General features: G+C 72.7%; 11 protein-coding genes. 8 read left to right on the forward strand and 3 right to left on the reverse strand.

The features are described 5' to 3' along the window. Positions 1-87: 87 nt before the first annotated feature. From ACZ6ZR_RS08385 to ACZ6ZR_RS08400, 4 genes are all read left to right on the forward strand, one after another. Positions 88-282, forward strand: a complete 195-nt coding sequence (locus ACZ6ZR_RS08385) for a hypothetical protein (protein ID WP_465640677.1) — start codon at positions 88-90, stop codon at positions 280-282. 28 nt (positions 283-310) lie between these two features. Then, positions 311-583 (forward strand): hypothetical protein, encoded by a 273-nt coding sequence (locus ACZ6ZR_RS08390; RefSeq protein ID WP_465640679.1) that lies wholly within the window; start codon positions 311-313, stop codon positions 581-583. Positions 584-777: 194 nt separating this feature from the next. After that, positions 778-7,146 (forward strand): DNRLRE domain-containing protein, encoded by a 6,369-nt coding sequence (locus ACZ6ZR_RS08395; protein WP_465640680.1) that lies wholly within the window; start codon positions 778-780, stop codon positions 7,144-7,146. A 250-nt stretch (positions 7,147-7,396) separates the two neighbouring features. Then, entirely contained in the window at positions 7,397-9,826 is a 2,430-nt protein-coding gene (locus ACZ6ZR_RS08400) for an endonuclease/exonuclease/phosphatase family protein (protein WP_465640682.1), read from the forward strand. 58 nt (positions 9,827-9,884) lie between these two features. Here the strand turns inward: ACZ6ZR_RS08400 and ACZ6ZR_RS08405 are convergent, their stop codons facing one another. Then, entirely contained in the window at positions 9,885-10,811 is a 927-nt protein-coding gene (locus ACZ6ZR_RS08405; RefSeq protein ID WP_465640684.1) for an SGNH/GDSL hydrolase family protein, read from the reverse strand. A gap of 268 nt (positions 10,812-11,079) precedes the next feature. On the opposite strand from ACZ6ZR_RS08405, the gene ACZ6ZR_RS08410 reads away from it, so the two are divergent. Further along, on the forward strand, positions 11,080-12,735 hold the full coding sequence (locus ACZ6ZR_RS08410; RefSeq protein WP_465640686.1) for an FAD-binding dehydrogenase: 1,656 nt from the start codon (positions 11,080-11,082) through the stop codon (positions 12,733-12,735). A gap of 22 nt (positions 12,736-12,757) precedes the next feature. Here the strand turns inward: ACZ6ZR_RS08410 and ACZ6ZR_RS08415 are convergent, their stop codons facing one another. Beyond that, positions 12,758-13,192, reverse strand: coding sequence for a CBS domain-containing protein (locus ACZ6ZR_RS08415; protein WP_465640688.1), 435 nt, complete (start codon positions 13,190-13,192; stop codon positions 12,758-12,760). A 257-nt stretch (positions 13,193-13,449) separates the two neighbouring features. Between ACZ6ZR_RS08415 and ACZ6ZR_RS08420 the strand changes: the two genes are divergently transcribed. Next, positions 13,450-13,857 (forward strand): (2Fe-2S) ferredoxin domain-containing protein, encoded by a 408-nt coding sequence (locus ACZ6ZR_RS08420; RefSeq protein ID WP_465640689.1) that lies wholly within the window; start codon positions 13,450-13,452, stop codon positions 13,855-13,857. Positions 13,858-13,895: 38 nt separating this feature from the next. After that, positions 13,896-14,687, forward strand: coding sequence for an aminotransferase class IV (locus tag ACZ6ZR_RS08425; protein WP_465640691.1), 792 nt, complete (start codon positions 13,896-13,898; stop codon positions 14,685-14,687). A gap of 51 nt (positions 14,688-14,738) precedes the next feature. On the opposite strand, the gene ACZ6ZR_RS08430 is transcribed toward ACZ6ZR_RS08425, so the two are convergent. Continuing rightward, entirely contained in the window at positions 14,739-15,758 is a 1,020-nt protein-coding gene (locus ACZ6ZR_RS08430; RefSeq protein ID WP_465640693.1) for a zinc ribbon domain-containing protein, read from the reverse strand. A 359-nt stretch (positions 15,759-16,117) separates the two neighbouring features. Between ACZ6ZR_RS08430 and ACZ6ZR_RS08435 the strand changes: the two genes are divergently transcribed. After that, on the forward strand, positions 16,118-16,882 hold the full coding sequence (locus tag ACZ6ZR_RS08435) for a GNAT family N-acetyltransferase (protein WP_465640694.1): 765 nt from the start codon (positions 16,118-16,120) through the stop codon (positions 16,880-16,882). Positions 16,883-16,909: the final 27 nt, after the last annotated feature.

Genomic DNA, 16,909 nt, shown 5'->3' on the forward strand with positions numbered 1-16,909 from the left:
GCCGCCGGGAGGCCCTCCACGGGGCGGCGCGCGGACGGGCAGGATCGGGGTGTCGGAAGATCAGATTCCAGAGAACCGGGAACCACCGTGCTCAACTCCGCCCGTCGTGCCGCCGCTCTCCTCACCACCGCTCTCGCGGCCTGGTCCGTGCTGGCCGTCGCCGCCCCCGGGCAGGACCTCCTGGCCGGCGACGGGATCGGCTGGGACGCTCCGGCGAAGCGGTCCGTCCTGGCGGGCAAGGGCATCGGCTGGGACGCCCCGGCCGAGTCCGGCCGGGTCTGACCGGACGGGCCGCCGCTGGGACCGCGCCGTGCACGCCGTCGATCTCGTCCTGGTCCGCCCGGACGCCGGCCCGCCGGGGTCGGACGAGGCCAACGCCGTGCAGGACGCGCTCTGGGCGCACGCCGCGCCGGCCGACGGGCTGGAGCACGTCCGGGCGCTGGCCCTGCCGGAGGGCATCGGCCTGGTGCTCTTCCTGCGCGCGGCCTCCCGGGCCGCGGCGGCCGTGCAGGCGCAGCTGCTGCTGGCCCGGGTGCTGGGCTCGGCCGCACACGCCGGGCTGACCGTGGCCGCCTGGACCTGATCCACCGTCACGCCGCCTGGATCTGATCAACCGTCACACCCCTTGAACCGGCCGGAGGCCGGGGCACGTCCCGGCTCCGCCGGGCCACCTGCCCTCCGGCCGGTCCCCACTCTCCATTTCCTCCCCCGAGTCCCCCCGCGGCAGCGGCCCGCCACCGGCGGGTGGCTGTCATGGCCATGCCCTCAAGGAGATCCATGTCACGCCTTCCCGGCGGCGGTGCCCCGCCGTCCTCCCCCGGCGCGCGGAGCGGCCGCACCGGCCTGCGGCCGCTCGCCGTCGCGCTCTCGGTGCTGATGGCCGCCGAGTGCGGCGTCGCGGTGCTGAGCACCGGTCAGGCCTTCGCCGTCGCCCCGAACTCGGCGCGGATCGAGCTGCCCTCCTCGGTGCCGAGGACGGCCGGTCCGGCGACGGCCAAGGACGAGGCCAGCGCCCGGGTGAAGGCCCGGCTGGAGAACCGCCGGATCGAGATCCTGGACGCCCGCTCGGAGACGGTCACGCTCTGGGCCAACCCGGACGGCTCGACCACCCAGGACATGGCCACCGGCCCGGTCCGGTTCAAGGACGCGGCCGGCCGGTGGCAGGACGTGGACGTCGCCCTGGTCCAGCAGGCGGACGGCAAGGTCACCGCCAAGGGCCACCCGCTCGGCCTCACCTTGGCGGGCAGGAGCGCCGCCCCCAAGGGCAAGGCCAAGTCCGGTGCGGCGGCGGCACCTTCGGCCGGTGAGGCCACCGGAGAGGTGCCGAGCACCCCGCTGGTCACCCTGCACGGCGGCGAGGGCGGACCGGCCATGACCCTCAACTGGCGGGGCGAGCTGCCCGCCCCGACCCTGGAGGGCTCCAGGGCCCGGTACGCGGACGCGCTGACCGCGACCGACCTGGTGATCGAGTCCACCCGGACCGGATTCGAGCAGTTCCTCGAACTCAAGGACCGCTCCGCGGTCGCGGCCAACGGCTCGGTCACCATGACCCTGGACGCCAAGGGCCTCACCGCCCGGGCGAACGAGGACCGTTCGGTCTCCTTCGTCGACCCGAGGACCGGCAAGGAGGCGGGCGTGCTGCCCGCCCCGGTGATGTGGGACGCCCAGGTGGACCCGCGCACCGGCGACCACCGGAACACCGCCCCGGTCGGCCTGAAGGTCAGTCAGCACGGCGACGCAGTCGAGCTCACGCTCACCCCGGACGCCGCCTTCCTGAACGACCCGAAGACCCAGTACCCCGTCACCGTCGACCCGGCGGTGAACCTCGGGGTCGGCTTCGACACCTTCGTCCAGCAGGGCTACGCCACCGACGTCTCCAGCCAGACCGAGCTCAAGCTCGGCAACAACGGCTCCGGCCAGGTGGCCCGCTCCTTCCTGCAGTTCCCGATGGCGAAGGTCACCGGCAAGCAGATCCAGAGCGCCAAGCTCAACCTCTGGAACTTCCACTCCTGGTCCTGCACGGCCAAGGGCTGGGAGGTCTGGGACACCGGCAGCGCCACCACCGCCACCCGCTGGACCGCGCAGCCCGGTTGGAACAAGAAGTGGGCCTCCTCCACCTCGACCAAGGGCTACTCCAGCTCCTGCGGCGACGGCTGGGTGAACACCGACATCACCACGCTGGCGCAGGCCTGGGCCAACAACGGCAACGCCAACAACACCCTGGGCATCCGGGCCACCGACGAGACCGACGAGTACGCCTGGAAGAAGTTCAACTCCGGCAACGCGGCCTCCAACACGCCCTACCTGTCGGTGACCTACAACACCAAGCCGGGCGCGGCCACGCCGATCTCCCCGCTGTCGGGCGCGCTCACCAACGACTCCACGCCGACCCTGACCGGCAAGGCCACCGACGCGGACGGCAACACCGTCCAGCTCACCTACGAGATCTGGGCCGCCAGCGGCACCGCCGCCCTGCAGACCGGCAAGTCGGCCTTCGTCGCCTCGGGCACCAACGCCCCGTGGACCTCCACCACCGCGCTGGCCCCCGGTGCGTACAAGTGGCGGGCCGCCGTCTCGGACGGCCTGATCTCGAACGGCACCTGGTCCGCCTGGCAGACCTTCACGGTGGACACCACCGCGCCCGGCGCGACCACCATCGGCTCGGCCGACTTCCCGGCCGGCGCGTGGTCCGGCAGCCCCGACGGCTCGGGCAACTTCTCCGGCAACTTCACCTTCACGCCGCCGAGTTCGGACGTCAAGGACATCCAGTACAAGCTGGACGCGGGGGCCTGGGTCACCGTCGCCACCACCGGCGCCGCGGTCACCAAGGCGCTCACCTTCAAGGCCGGCCAGCACACTGTCACGGTGCACACCCGGGACGCGGCGGGCAACCTCTCCGCCGACAGGGCGTACACCTTCTTCGCGGGCAAGGGCTCGGCCCTGAACGCCCCCGGCGACGGCGAGCGCCCGGCCCGCCGCACCTCGCTGCAGGCCGAGGGCAAGAGCAGCTACACCGGCGTCAGGTACCAGTACCGGCGCGGCGAGGCGGACGCCTGGAAGGATGTCCCGGTCGCCAACGTGACCACCACGGCCGGCGCCGCCGTCACCGCCTGGCCGTTCGCCGCGCCCTCCGGCAAGCCCGCCCTGCTGAACTGGAACATCACCGACACGCTGGCCCAGGACGGCACGGTGGACGTGCGGGCGGTCTTCACCGACGGCACCGCCACCGACGCCTCCGAGCCCAACACCGTGACGGTGGACCGCAAGGCGGGCACCGCGCCGGTCGAGGCGCACGGCCCCGGCACGGTCAACCTGCTGACCGGTGACTACACCCTCTCGGCCACCGACGCCTCGGCGTTCCAGGTCTCCTCCACCCGCTCGCTCTCCTCGCGCAACCCGCGCGCCCAGGAGGACGGCCAGGCGCCGATCTTCGGCCCGGAGTGGTCGGCCGGCACCGTCATCGACATCAACGAGACGGCCTGGTCCCACGTCAGGCAGACCTCGGCCACCTCGGTCGCACTGGTGGACAACGCGGGCCGCGCCTACGGCTTCACCGCCACCACCAGCGGCGGCGGCTGGAGGCCCGAGCCGGGCGCCGAGGAGCTCACCCTCACCGGCAGCCTCACCACCTCCTTCACCCTGAAGGACACCGGCGGCGACAGCGTCACCTTCACCAAGTCCGATGCCGCGCAGCCGACCTGGCGGATCGCCTCGAGCGCCGAGAACGGCCTCGCCGACTCCACCACCACCGTCACCTCGGAGGCCGTGACGGTCGGTGGCAAGAAGCTCTCCCGCCCCAAGCTGGTGATCGCTCCCACCTCCGCGGTGACCACGGCCACCTGCGCCTCGGTGCCGAGCACGGCTGGCTGCCGGGTGCTGGAGTACGTCTACGCCGACACCACCACCGGCACCGACGCCGCCTTCGGCGACTTCGCCGGCCAGGTCAAGGAGTTGAGGCTCTGGGCGACCGAGCCGGGCGCCGCGGCGGCCACCGCCAAGGTGGTCTCCGCCTACCGCTACGACGCGGCGGGCAAGCTGCGTGAGCAGCGCAACCCGCTCCAGCCGCAGGCCGCCCCGGTGGCCTACGACTACGACGCGGCCGGCCGGGTCACCAAGCTGACCCCGGGCACCGACCTGCCGTGGACCCTGAGCTACGGCAAGGCCGGAAACTCCGCCACCGCTGGCGACGGCATGCTGCTCTCGGTCTCCCGCTCCGGCCTCAAGCCGGGCACCAAGGACGTGCTCGAGGGCGCCGCCACCACCACGGTGGTCTACGACGTGCCGCTCTCCGGTGCCAACGCCCCCTACCAGCTGGGTGGTTCGGACGTCGCGGCCTGGGGCCAGACCGACGCCCCGACCGACGCCACGGCCATCCTGCCGCCCGACGCGGTGCCGGCCGGCAACGCCGGCTCGGCGCTGACCCCGGCCGCCTACAAGCGGGCCGCGATCACCTACACCAACGCCTCCGGGCGCGAGGTGAACACCGCCGTCCCCGGCGGCCACCTCACCACCACCGAGTACGACGCGCGCGGCAACACCGTCCGCGCCCTGTCGGCCGCCAACCGTGCGGTGGCCCTCGGTGTCAGCGCCGCGGACCGTGAGGTGCAGTCCGACCTCGGCATCACCGGCCTGGCCGCGGCCGCCCGGGCCGAGCTGCTCTCCGCCCGCACGCTCTACAACCCCACCGGCACCCGGGCGTTGGAGACCTTCGGCCCGCTGCGCCGGGTCGAGCTCACCGAGGACCTGAAGAACGGCGCCGCCACCGTGCTGCCCACCGGCAGCAGCCTGGTCGGCCGCAACTGGACGGTCAGCGAGTACGACCAGGGCCGCACCGCCGACGCCACGGTCGAGGACCAGGTGACCAGGGTCACCGCCGGTCTCCAGCCGCTGGAGTACCCGACCCTGATGGCGGACGCCCGGATCACCGACACCGCCTACGACTGGGCCAAGGGCCTGCCGGTCCGCGAGACCCAGGACCCGAACGGACAGGCCGTCACCCACACCGTGGAGTACGACGCCCAGGGCCGCGCGGTCAAGGAACTGCTGCCCGGTGCCACCGGCACGGACGCCGCCACCACCGTGACCGGCTACTGGTCCGCCACCGGCACCGGCGCCTGCCAGGGCCGCCCGGAGTGGGCCGACCTGGCCTGCACCACCGGCCCGGCCGGCGCGGTCACCGGAGGCGGGAGCAACCCGTCCACCCTGCCGGTGATCGGCTCCGAGTACGACTGGTGGGGCCAGCAGACCAAGGTCACCGAGACCGTCGGCTCGACCACCCGCACCAACACCACCAGCTACGACGCGCTGGGCCGCGCCCTGGAGGTCAAGCTGGCCGGCGGTCTCGGCGAGGCCGTGCCGCAGAGCACCACCGAGTACGACCCGGTCACCGGACGGGCCGTCAGGACCGTCTCGCCGACCGGCGGCACCATCACCCGCGAGTACGACCGGCTGGGCCGTCTGATCGCGTACACCGACGCCGACGGCGCCACCACCCGGGCCGAGTACGACCTGCTGAACCGGCTGGCCAGGACCTCCGACTCGGTGCCCTCCAGCGTCACCTACGTCTACGACACCGAGGTCGAGCCGCGCGGCATGGCCGTGCGCACCGTGGACTCGGTGGCCGGCACCTTCGCGGTGAGCTACGACGCCGACGGCGAGGTGCGCAGCGAGAAGCTGCCCGGCGGGTACAGCCTGACCGTCGAGCGCGACCCGGCCGGCGCGGTCACCTCCCGGGTCTACACCCGGGACTCCGACGGCGCCGTGGTGATGGCCGACAGCGTCACCCGGGCCGCCAACGGCGAGCTCACCAGCCACGCCGGCTGGTCCTCGCAGGACTACGGCTACGACCGGATGGGCCGCCTGACGACCGTTCAGGACACCGTGGGCGACACCTGCACCAAGCGCTCCTACACCTTCGACAAGCGGGCCAACCGGACCTCGCTGACCACCGCCGAGGGCGCGGCCGGCGCGGCCTGCCCGACCGGCGGCGGGAGCACCGTCACCCACACCTACGACAGTGCCGACCGCCTGGTCGACGCCGGGTACGGCTACGACGCGCTCGGCCGCACCACCGCGCTGCCCGGCTCCACCCTGGAGTGGTACGCCAACGACCTGGTGCGCCGTCAGTCCACCGCGGACCAGCGGCAGACCTGGCAGCTGGACGCCAACCTGCGCAACCGCTCGTTCACCGTCGAGAGCCTCACCGACGGCACCTGGACCCCGACCGGCGGCAAGGTCAACCACTACTCCGGTGACGGCGACAGCCCGCGCTGGATCGTGGAGGACGCCACCACCAACGAGCTGACCCGCATGGTCGACGCGGCCGGCGGCTCCTTCGGCGCCACCACCTCGGCCACCGGCGACGTGGTGCTGCAGTTCGCCAACATCCACGGCGACGTGGCCCTCCAGCTCCCGCTGGACCCGGCCGACAGCCTCCGGGTGCTGGACAACGACGAGTACGGCAACCCGCGTTCGGGCCAGCCGGGCACCCGGTACAACTGGCTCGGCGAGAAGCTGCGCTCCAGCGAGACGCTGACCGGCGCGGTGATGATGGGGGCCCGGCTCTACAACCCGGCCACCGGCCGCTTCCTGTCGGTCGACCCGGTGCCGAACGGCGGGGCCAACGCCTACGTCTACTGCTCGGGCGACCCGGTGAACTGCCGGGACACCTCCGGCACCCTGGACTACTCGTTCAAGTTCGACCTGGGCAACGGCCTGAAGAGCGCCAAGGGCCTGTTCCGCTACTGGATGGACCACTTCGGCAAGATCTTCCCGCTGGCCGGCCGGGCCAACAAGATCACCCACGTCGGCCAGAAGATGGACCTGCGGGACTCGGTCTTCGGGTACAAGATCAACTTCAACGTCCGGGTCGCCTACATCGGCTCGAACACCCTGAAGCTCGGCACCCGCAAGGGCAGCGTCGTGCACGGTCGCAACTCCTACATCCAGTTCACCATCACCAAGGGGCGGACGGACCGGATCGGCATGGGCCGGCTCTACCTGACCACCCACGGGCACACCGCCGGTGACAGCTGGATGGACGACTGCATCGACAGCTGGACCTGCCCGATCACCGAATGGATGTACAAGAAGGGTGCCCACATGACCTGGGAGAAGCTGGCGGGCAACCTCCGCCGCCACGTCTGATCCCGCACCTGACGGACCGTCGGCCCGCCGCCCCCGCCCTGGGGGTGGCGGGCCGACGGTGTTCGGGCCGTTGCCGATTGTTAACTGACGGAGTCTTGTCGTGTCATTTTCTACGCGCGTATCTTTGGGCCGCCGGTACTGGCCGGTAATCGATCTACACGGGTAGCGGTCCCCAAGACGCTGCCTGATCCACCCTCAGCTCCCGGCGACCCCACGACCGCCGGAGCATCCGACCGAGGAGCCCTGCCCGGTGACCAAGCCCACCGCCCCCCGTTCGCGTCGCGCCCTGCTGCGCGCCACCCTGCTCCCCGCGGGTGTCGCGGCCTCGCTCGTGCTCGTCCCGCTGCCCGGCGCGTTCGCCGCGCCCTCGGCCGACGCGGTCGTCTCGGAGGTGTACGGCGGCGGTGGCAACTCCGGTGCCACGCTGAAGAACGACTTCATCGAGCTGGCCAACAAGGGCACCGCCGCCCTCGCGCTGGACGGGTACAGCGTGCAGTACCTGCCCGGCACCCCGAGCGCGGGCTCGCAGTGGGGCGTCACCCCGCTGACCGGCTCGATCGCCAAGGGCGGCCGCTACCTGGTCGCCGAGGCGGCCGGCACCGGCGGCACCGTCGCGCTGCCCACCCCGGACGCCACCGGCACCCTGGCGCTCTCCGGCACCAGCGGCACCGTCGCGCTGGTCCAGGGCACCGCCCCGCTGACCTGCAAGACCGCCGCCGACTGCGCCGCCGAGCCGCGGATCAAGGACCTGGTCGGCTTCGGCACCGCCGTGGTCCGCGAGGGCTCCGGCCCGGCGGCCGGCGCGAGCAACACCGCCTCGGTCGCCCGCACCTCGGGCCTGCCGGACACCGACGACAACGCGGCCGACCTCAAGGCCGGCGGGCCGTCCCCGGTGAACAGCAAGGGCGAGGCGGCCGAGGGCGGCGACACCGGTACCGGCACCGGCCCGACCGACCCGGGCACCGTGCGGATCCACGACATCCAGGGCACCACCCGGCTCTCCCCGCTGACCGGCAAGACCATCGCGGGCGTCCCCGGCGTGGTCACCGCCGTGCGCACGTCCGGCTCCAAGGGCTTCTGGTTCCAGGACCCGAACCCGGACGCCGACCCGGCCACCAGCGAGGGCCTGTTCGTCTACACCGGCAGCGCCGACCCGGCCGTCAAGGTCGGCGACTCGGTGCTGGTGACCGGCAAGGTCGCCGAGTACTACCCGGCCTTCAGCGCGGGCGGCCAGTCGCTCACCCAGCTGACCAACCCTCAGCTCACCGTCCGCTCCTCCGGCAACCCGGTGCCCGAGGCCGTGCTGCTGGACGAGTGCTCGATCCCGGCCGCGTACGCCCCGGAGGCGGCCGGCGGCTCGATCGAGCCGCTGCCGCTCAAGCCCGCCGCCTACGCGCTCGACCGCTTCGAGTCGCTGGAGGGCATGAACGTCGAGCTCGGCCACGCCCGGGTCGTGCAGGCCACCGACGAGTACCACGAGCTCTGGGTGACGGTCCGTCCGACCGAGCCGCGCACCGAGCGCGGCGGCGCCGCGTACCTCGGTTACCAGGGCCAGAACTCCGGCCGCCTGATGGTCCAGTCGGCGCTGCCCGAGGCCCAGCGGCCGTTCCCGGTGGCCAACGTCGGTGACGAGCTCTACGGCGGCACCGCGGGCCCGCTCGACTACAACCGCTTCGGCGGCTACACCGTGGTCGCCAACACCATCGGCGAGCACGTGGACAACCAGCTCCAGCGCGAGGTCACCGACCGAGCGCTGCCCAGCGAGGTCGCCATCGCCACCTACAACGTGGAGAACCTCGACCCGAGCGACCCGGACTCGAAGTTCGCCGAGCTGGCCAAGGGCGTGGTCACCAACCTGCGCTCGCCCGACATCGTGGCGCTGGAGGAGATCCAGGACAACAACGGCGCGGTCAACGACGGCACCGTGGACGCGAGCCAGACCCTGGCCAAGTTCACCGCCGCCATCCGCGCGGCAGGCGGCCCCGCCTACGAGTGGCGCACCATCGACCCGGAGAACAACAAGGACGGCGGCGAGCCGGGCGGCAACATCCGCACCGCCTTCCTCTTCAACCCGCAGCGGGTCTCCTTCAACGACATCGCGGGTGGCAACGCCACCACCGCGGTGGACGTGACGGGCTCCGGCAAGTGGGCCTCGCTGACCGCCTCCCCGGGCCGGATCGACCCGGGCAACGAGGCCTGGGCCACCAGCCGCAAGCCGCTGGTCGGCGAGTTCATGTTCCACAACAAGAAGATCTTCGTGATCGCCAACCACTTCAACAGCAAGGGTGGCGACCAGGGCCTGGACAGCCGGTTCCAGGCGCCCACCCGCTCCTCCGAGGTGCAGCGGGTCAAGCAGGCCCAGGTCGAGCAGGCCTTCGTGGCCAAGCTGCTGGCCGCCGACCCGAAGGCCCGGGTGGTCGCGCTCGGCGACCTGAACGACTTCCAGTTCTCCCCGGCGCTGACCGCCCTCACCAAGGACGGCGTGCTCCGCGACCTGGTCAACGAGCTTCCGGCGAACGAGCGTTACTCCTACGTCTTCCAGGGCAACTCGCAGGTGCTGGACCACACCCTGGTCAGCCCGGCGCTGAAGCACGCGGAGTACGACGTGGTGCACATCAACGCCGAGTTCGCCCAGCAGGCGAGCGACCACGACCCGCAGATCGTCCGCATCAAGCCGTGACGTGACGAGCCGCAGGGCGCGGACCGGAGTTCCGGTCCGCGCCCTGCGGTCTTTCCGGCTACCGGCCCAGTGCCTTGAGCACCGCGCCGGCCATCGCCCGCTCCCCGGCCGCGTTCGGGTGGAACGGCACCGCCGGGGAGCCCGGCAGCGCGCCCTCCACCCAGCGGTCCGAGGAGCAGGCGTCGTGGCCCCTGGTGGGGGACAGGGTGTCCACGTAGGTGGCGCCGTTGGCGGCGGCGGTCCGGGCCAGCATGGCGTTCAACTCGCCCAGCACGCCCCGCAGGTAGTCCACGTCCCCGGGGGTGACGGGCTGGCGGCCGATGCAGCTGCGACCGTCCTCGGGCAGCACGGACGGGTAACCGACCAGCAGCACCTTGGCGTTGGGCGACTTGGCGTGGATCTTCCGTAGCATGTCGGCGAGTTGGGGCGCCGCCCCGGCGATCCGGCCGCGCAGGCTGTCCTCGCCGTAGACCCACTGGAAGGACCAGTCGCGCCACTCCCAGTGCCCGTCGGCGTAGACGTCCTTGCACGGGGTGCCGAAGGGGTTGACCACCGCGCCCGCGATGCAGACGCCGATCACGTCGCCGACACCCAGGTCGGTGACGCCGAGGTCGTTGCCGCCGACGCCGAGGGTGATCAGCCCGGTGTCCGGCCGCAGCGCGTCCAGCTGCGGGTCGTTGACCCGAATGAAGGCGTCGTACTGGGCGGTGGTGAGGTGCTTCACCTTGGCGGCGGCGCAGGTGACGTCGGTGTAGGCCGGGCTGCTCAGCGCGGCCGCGACCAGGTGGCCGTAGTTGTGGTCCGAGCGCAGGCAGAGCCCGGCGGACTGGCCGGGAACGCCGGCACCGGCGGCGTAGGAGTCGCCGAGCGCGACGTAGGGGCCCGATCCGGCGATGGCGCCGGTCTGGGCCTGGGCGGTGGTGGGGGCGGCGAACGCGGCCAATGCGGCGGCGGCGACCAAGAATTTCCGGGCATGGCGGAGCACGGTTCCTCCTGAGGGGTGGAGAGAAACGCATGGTGGGGGAATTCGCTTTACCGACAAGTAAGTTACTGGCAGGTTAATAGGGCTGTCCAGGGGTGTTGCGGAAATCCATTGGCTGCGTCAACTCGACTGGTATTTCCGCTCCTTGCCGGATCGTTTGTCGGCGGAATTCCGCTACCGGGTGGATCGGAAATCTCCCGCGCGGTGGTTGACCGGGCCCCGTCCAGGCCAGAGAATCCCGACACCACCCCCGCACCCCTGGAGGACCCCCGTGGCACTGGACGCCGACGTCATCGTGATCGGAGCGGGGCTGGCCGGCCTGGTCGCCACGGCCGAACTCGTCGACGCGGGACGGAAGGTGATCCTCCTCGACCAGGAGCCGGCCGCCTCGCTCGGCGGCCAGGCGCACTGGTCCTTCGGCGGCCTCTTCCTGGTGGACTCGCCCGAGCAGCGCCGGATGCGGATCAAGGACTCGCACGAACTCGCCTGGCAGGACTGGCTCGGCACGGCCGGCTTCGACCGTCCGGAGGACGCCTGGCCGCGCCGCTGGGCCGAGGCCTACGTCGCCTTCGCGGCGGGCGAGAAGCGGGCCTGGCTGCACGGCCAGGGCGTGCGCTTCTTCCCGGTGGTCGGCTGGGCCGAGCGCGGCGGCCTCACCGCCACCGGCCCCGGCAACTCGGTGCCGCGCTTCCACATCACCTGGGGCACCGGGCCCGGCCTGGTCGCCCCCTTCGCCGCCCGGGTCCGGGCCGCCGCCGCGCGCGGGCAGGTGGAGCTGCGCTTCCGGCACCGGGTCACCGGCCTGTCCGCCACCGCCGGGGCCGTCGACACCGTCACCGGCGAGGTGCTGGTGCCCAGTCAGGTGGCCCGCGGCGAGTCCAGCTCCCGCGAGGTGGCCGGCTCCTTCGAACTGCGCGCCCAGGCGGTCGTCGTCACCTCCGGCGGCATCGGCGGCAACCACGAGCTGGTCCGCAAGGCCTGGCCCGCCCGGCTCGGCACCCCGCCGCAGAAGCTGCTCAGCGGCGTGCCCGCGCACGTGGACGGCCTGATGCTGGACATCGCCGGCGCGGCCGGCGGGAACCTGATCAACGGCGACCGGATGTGGCACTACACCGAGGGCATCGAGAACTGGGACCCGATCTGGCCGAAGCACGGCATCCGGATCCTGCCCGGCCCGTCCTCGCTCTGGCTGGACGCGCGCGGGCGGCGGCTGCCGGTCCCGCTCTTCCCGGGCTTCGACACCCTGGGCACGCTGGAGCACATCATGACGACCGGTCACGACTACACCTGGTTCGTGCTCACCCAGAAGATCATCGAGAAGGAGTTCGCCCTCTCCGGCTCGGAGCAGAACCCGGACCTGACGGGCAAGTCGGTGCGCGGGGTGCTCGGCCGGGCGCTGCCCGGGGCCACCGGGCCGGTGGAGGCCTTCAAGCGGCACGGGGTGGACTTCGTGGTCGCCGACTCGCTCACGGAGCTGGTGCGCGGCATGAACGCCAAGTCCGACGGGCCGCAGATCGACGAGGCCGAGCTGCGCCGGGAGATCGAGGCCCGGGACCGCGAGCTGGCCAACCCCTTCTCCAAGGACCTCCAGGTGACCGCCATCCACGGTGCCCGCCGCTACCTGGGCGACAAGCTGATCCGCACCGCCACCCCGCACCGCCTGCTCGACCCCAAGGCCGGGCCGCTGATCGCGGTGCGCCTCAACATCCTCACCCGCAAGTCGCTCGGCGGGCTGGAGACCGACCTGGACTCGCGCGTCCTGCGGGCCGACGGCTCACCGCTGGAGGGCGTCTACGCGGCGGGCGAGGCGGCCGGCTTCGGCGGCGGCGGGGTGCACGGCTACCGCTCGCTGGAGGGCACCTTCCTCGGCGGCTGCCTCTTCTCCGGCCGGGCGGCGGGCCGGGCGGCGGCCGAGGCCACCGCCTGACCCGCCGCCGGGTCGTGCGGGCTCAGCGCTTCATGTAGACGCTGTCCATGAACTCGATGATCTGCTTGTCCGTCAGCCGGCCGCCCTCGCGGTGACCCATCGCGAGGTCGGCCTCGCTGATCATGCCGACCAGGCGCTCCCCGTCGATCACCGGGATCCGGCGGATCTGGTGCTGCTCCATCTTCTTCAGCACCGCGTCGATCGAGTCGTCCGCCCGGACGCAGTGCAGGTGGCCGCTGAGCTCCATGGCCTTCATCGTCGACGGGTCCTTCCCCTCCGCGATACATCGGGTGACGATGTCCCGGTCGGTGACGATCCCCTTGAGGAGCTGGTCCTCGCCGCAGATCGGCAGGGCGCCGACGCCCATGTCCCGCATCATCATGGCGGCGTCGAGCAGGGTCTGGTCGGCACGGACGCACTGGGCACCGGCGTGCATGATGTCGCTGGCCGTGATCATGAGTCGAACCTCCGGTCCGCCCCCGGAGGGTCCGGGGTGCGGTCGCGGCCACCGTAAGCAGCGGCCGGACGGACCGCACGGCGGGCGGCCGGGGCCGTGACGCTCCGTCATGGCGGCGGCCGTACTGACGCACCCTGGGGGGCGTCCGGGGCCGTGGTGCAGAATTCAGGGGATCACGGGGGTGGCGCCAGTCCTCCCCGGCGCCCGCAACACGGCCCCGGCAGCCACGCCGCCGGGCCCCCGTCGGAAGGAAACTGATGGCTCGTCGCCCCCGCAAGGAGGCCGCCGCGGCGGCCCCGGCCCCGGTCACCGTCACGGTCTGCCGGGGATGCTGCTGCGGGACGGAGCGGCGCCACCCGGAGGTGGACCACGCGGCGCAGCTGGTGCGGCTGCGGGAGGGCGTCGGCGCGGCCGGCCGGGTCCGCGCGGTGCCCTGCCTGGACGCCTGCGACCACTCCAACGTGGTGGTGGTCAGCCCCTCGGCCGAGGGCCGCGCGGCCGGCGGGCGTCCGGTCTGGCTCGGCTGGGTGCTGCAGGACGACATGCTGGACGAGATCACCGACTGGGTGAAGGCGGGCGGCCCCGGGGTCGCCGACTCGCCCGGCACGCTGGACCTCCAGGAGTTCGCCGTCTCCCGCCGGATCCGCGACGGCCTGCCGGGCTGACGCGGCTTCCCCGTCTTCGAGCTGGCATGCTGCCGGACATGAGCGAGACGGAACTGAACGGCAGGCCGGTGCGGCCCTCGGAGCTCCAGGCGCTGGCGCTCACCAACTACGGCCACTTCACCACCCTGCGGGTCTCCGACGGCCGGGTGCGCGGCCTCGCCCTGCACCTGGAGCGGCTGCGGCGGGACTGCCGGGAGCTGTTCTCCGCCGAGCTGGACCTCGACCGGGTGCGGCAGTACGCGCGGCGGGCCGTCCCGGCCGGGGGTGGGGACGTGATGGTCCGGATCACCGTCTTCGACCCGGCGCTGGACCTCGCCGGTCTGGCCGGGAGGGCCGACCCAGCCGTCCTGGTGACGACCCGTCCGGCCGGCCCGTCCGGTCCGCTGCCGCCCGTGCGGGTCCGCACGGTGACCTACGTGCGAGACCTGCCGCAGGTGAAGTCGGTCGGCCTGTTCGGCGCCCTGCACCACCGCCGGGAGGCCCAACTGGCCGGGTACGACGACGCGTTGTTCGTCACCCCGGACGGCGCGGTGGGGGAGGGCGGCACCTGGAACCTCGGGCTGGTGCGTGGCGGCGAGGTGCTCTGGCCCGAGGCCCCGTACCTGCCCGGTGTCACCCAGGAGCTGCTGAGCGGCCTGCACCCGGCCCGCCGCGAGCGGGTCGCCCCGGCCCAACTGCCGGACTTCGAGGCCGCGTTCGCCGTCAACGCGGCCATCCCGCTGGGCCTGCGGCCGCTCGCCGCGATCGACGCGGTGGCGTACCCGTCCGAGCACCCGGTGCTCGCCGCGCTGGCGGCGGCGTACGCCGCCCTGGAGGGCGAGGCGCTCTGAACGCGCGCGGGGCCGCACCCGGCGGGTGCGGCCCCTGACGTCGGCGTCGGCTCAGTAGCCGCGGGCGCCGCGGCCCGGGTCGGCCTGCTGGACCTTGGAGGCCAGGTCGTGGCCGTCCTTGGAGACGCCGTAACGGTCCATCACGTAGTTCATCGCGGCCGCGCAACTGGCCACCGGGTCGTAGATGTTGGTGGAGGTGCCCGGCTGGTGGTGGGCGGCGAAGGTGCTCGGGATGGTCTGCCAGGGGCCGCGCGAGCAGTTCTGCGGGTAGCCGTCGCCGACCCGGGGGCCGTGCGCGTTGCTGTCCCAGTCGTTGACCAGCGGCATCGCGTTGTACGAGGACTCGCGGCCGGTCATGGTGAGCAGGCCGCGCATCCAGTTGGCCCGGGCCTGCGGGTCGGTGACGCCCATCAGGTCGAGGGTCTTGTTGATGTAGTCCTCGCAGGCCGCCTTGCCACTCTTCCAGGAGCCCCGGCCGCCGTACTCGACCTCGGAGACCTTGATCGCGGAGGCGGTGGACGGCGTGGCGGAGGCGTCGCCGCCGTTGTCGCCGCCACCGTCGTGGTCGCCCGAGCCGCTGCCGTTCCCGTTGCCGTGCCCGTTCCCATGGTCGTTGCCGTGGCCATTCCCGTTCCCGTTCCCGTTGCCGTTCCCGTTGCCGTGGCCGTTGCCGGTCGGCTTGGGCTTGTCCGGGGTCTCGCGCTCCTTGTCCTGGTTCTTCTGCTCCTCGGCGATCTTGCGCTCCGCCTCCTGGTACTCCCGGATGACGGCCTGGAGCTTCACCGCGTCCTCGGCGATCGCCTTGGAGAGCTTCTCCTTGGTCTCCATCAGGTGCTTGGCGCGGCTCTCCACGTCCTTGGCGTCGTTCAGCACGTCGTAGGCGATGTAGAAGCCGGCGATCCCGGCCAGCGGGCTGACGGCCAGGTCGACCGCGACCGCCTTGGCCAGGGTGGACTGGATCTTCCCGAGCTTGGCCTGGAGCTCCGCCATCCGCTGGCTCATCTGCTGCCAGTCCTTCTGGAGCGTCCCCAACTCCGCCACCGAGACGCCGAACCTGTCCCCGCTGCTCATACCGCTGCCCCCTGCCTACTCGCTCTGCTGCCCTCGGCCACCACCGCGAACGCCTGCCCGCGCCACCTCCGGTGACGGCCCCTCAACACCTGATGGTTCCCCGGCATCCTGCCATGACCAGGCCATCACCGCGGAAGGCGGCCGCCGGGATCCTTAAAGCGCTTGCCCTCCGCGCGGGCTGGCCTAGTGCCGTGCCCGGCAAGGTCTGCCCCGTCACGCCGCCCGGCACGCACTCTCGCCGCACCGGCCAAAGGCCCGGGTAGCTCCGCTACGACGGGCCTTCGCCCGGCACGCCGACAGCACGCACCGAACGACGCGACGGGGCAAACCTTGCCGGGCACGGCACTAGCATCGGCAGGGTGGCCAGTGAACTGCGGCGGATCACCGCCTTTCGGACCTCCTTCGCCCGCCGCCAGGCAAGCTCGGTGCGGGAGGTGGAGGGCGGGTTCGTGGTGCGGAACGCGGAGTTCCCGCTCTCGTACGAGCACAACCAGCTGCACGTGGACGGCACCGGCCTCGATCCGGCGGCGCTGCTGGCGCTGGCGGACGAGGTGATGGCGGACGCGGACCACCGGCTGCTGACGGTCTACGAGGACGAGGTCGGTGCGGCCTGCGTGCCGCTCTTCACCGCGGCCGGGTACGAGCACAGCACCGAGCTGGTGATGCACCACACCGGCCCGGTGCCGGCCGCCCCGCCCGCCGTGCCGGCCGAGCCGGTGGACTGGCCGGAGCTGGCGGCGCCGTACGGCGTGCGGCTGCGCGAGTGGATGCCGGAGTTGACGGACGAGGGCGTGCGGCAGCTGGCCGCGCGCCGGGAGGCGCGCCGACGGGGTGCGCAGGAGGTCGTCTTCCTGGCGGCCCGGACCCCGGAGGGGGAGGTGGCGGCCTGGGCCGACCTCTACCTGGACCCGCCGAGCGGCACCGCCCAGATCGAGGACCTGATCACCGCCGCCGAGCACATCCGCCAGGGCTACGCGGACGCCGTGGTCGCCACCGCGCTGCACCGCGCGGCCGGGGTGGGGCTGCGCTTCCTGATCGCCGACGCCGAGGACTGGCCGCAGTACTGGTACGGGCGCCGGGGCTTCACCCCGGTCGGCCGAGGGCACTCCTTCACCCGCTCGTGATCGAATGAGCGGACGGGCAGGCTCCGA

The sequence above is a fragment of the Kitasatospora sp. NPDC088742 genome, from assembly GCF_055584905.1.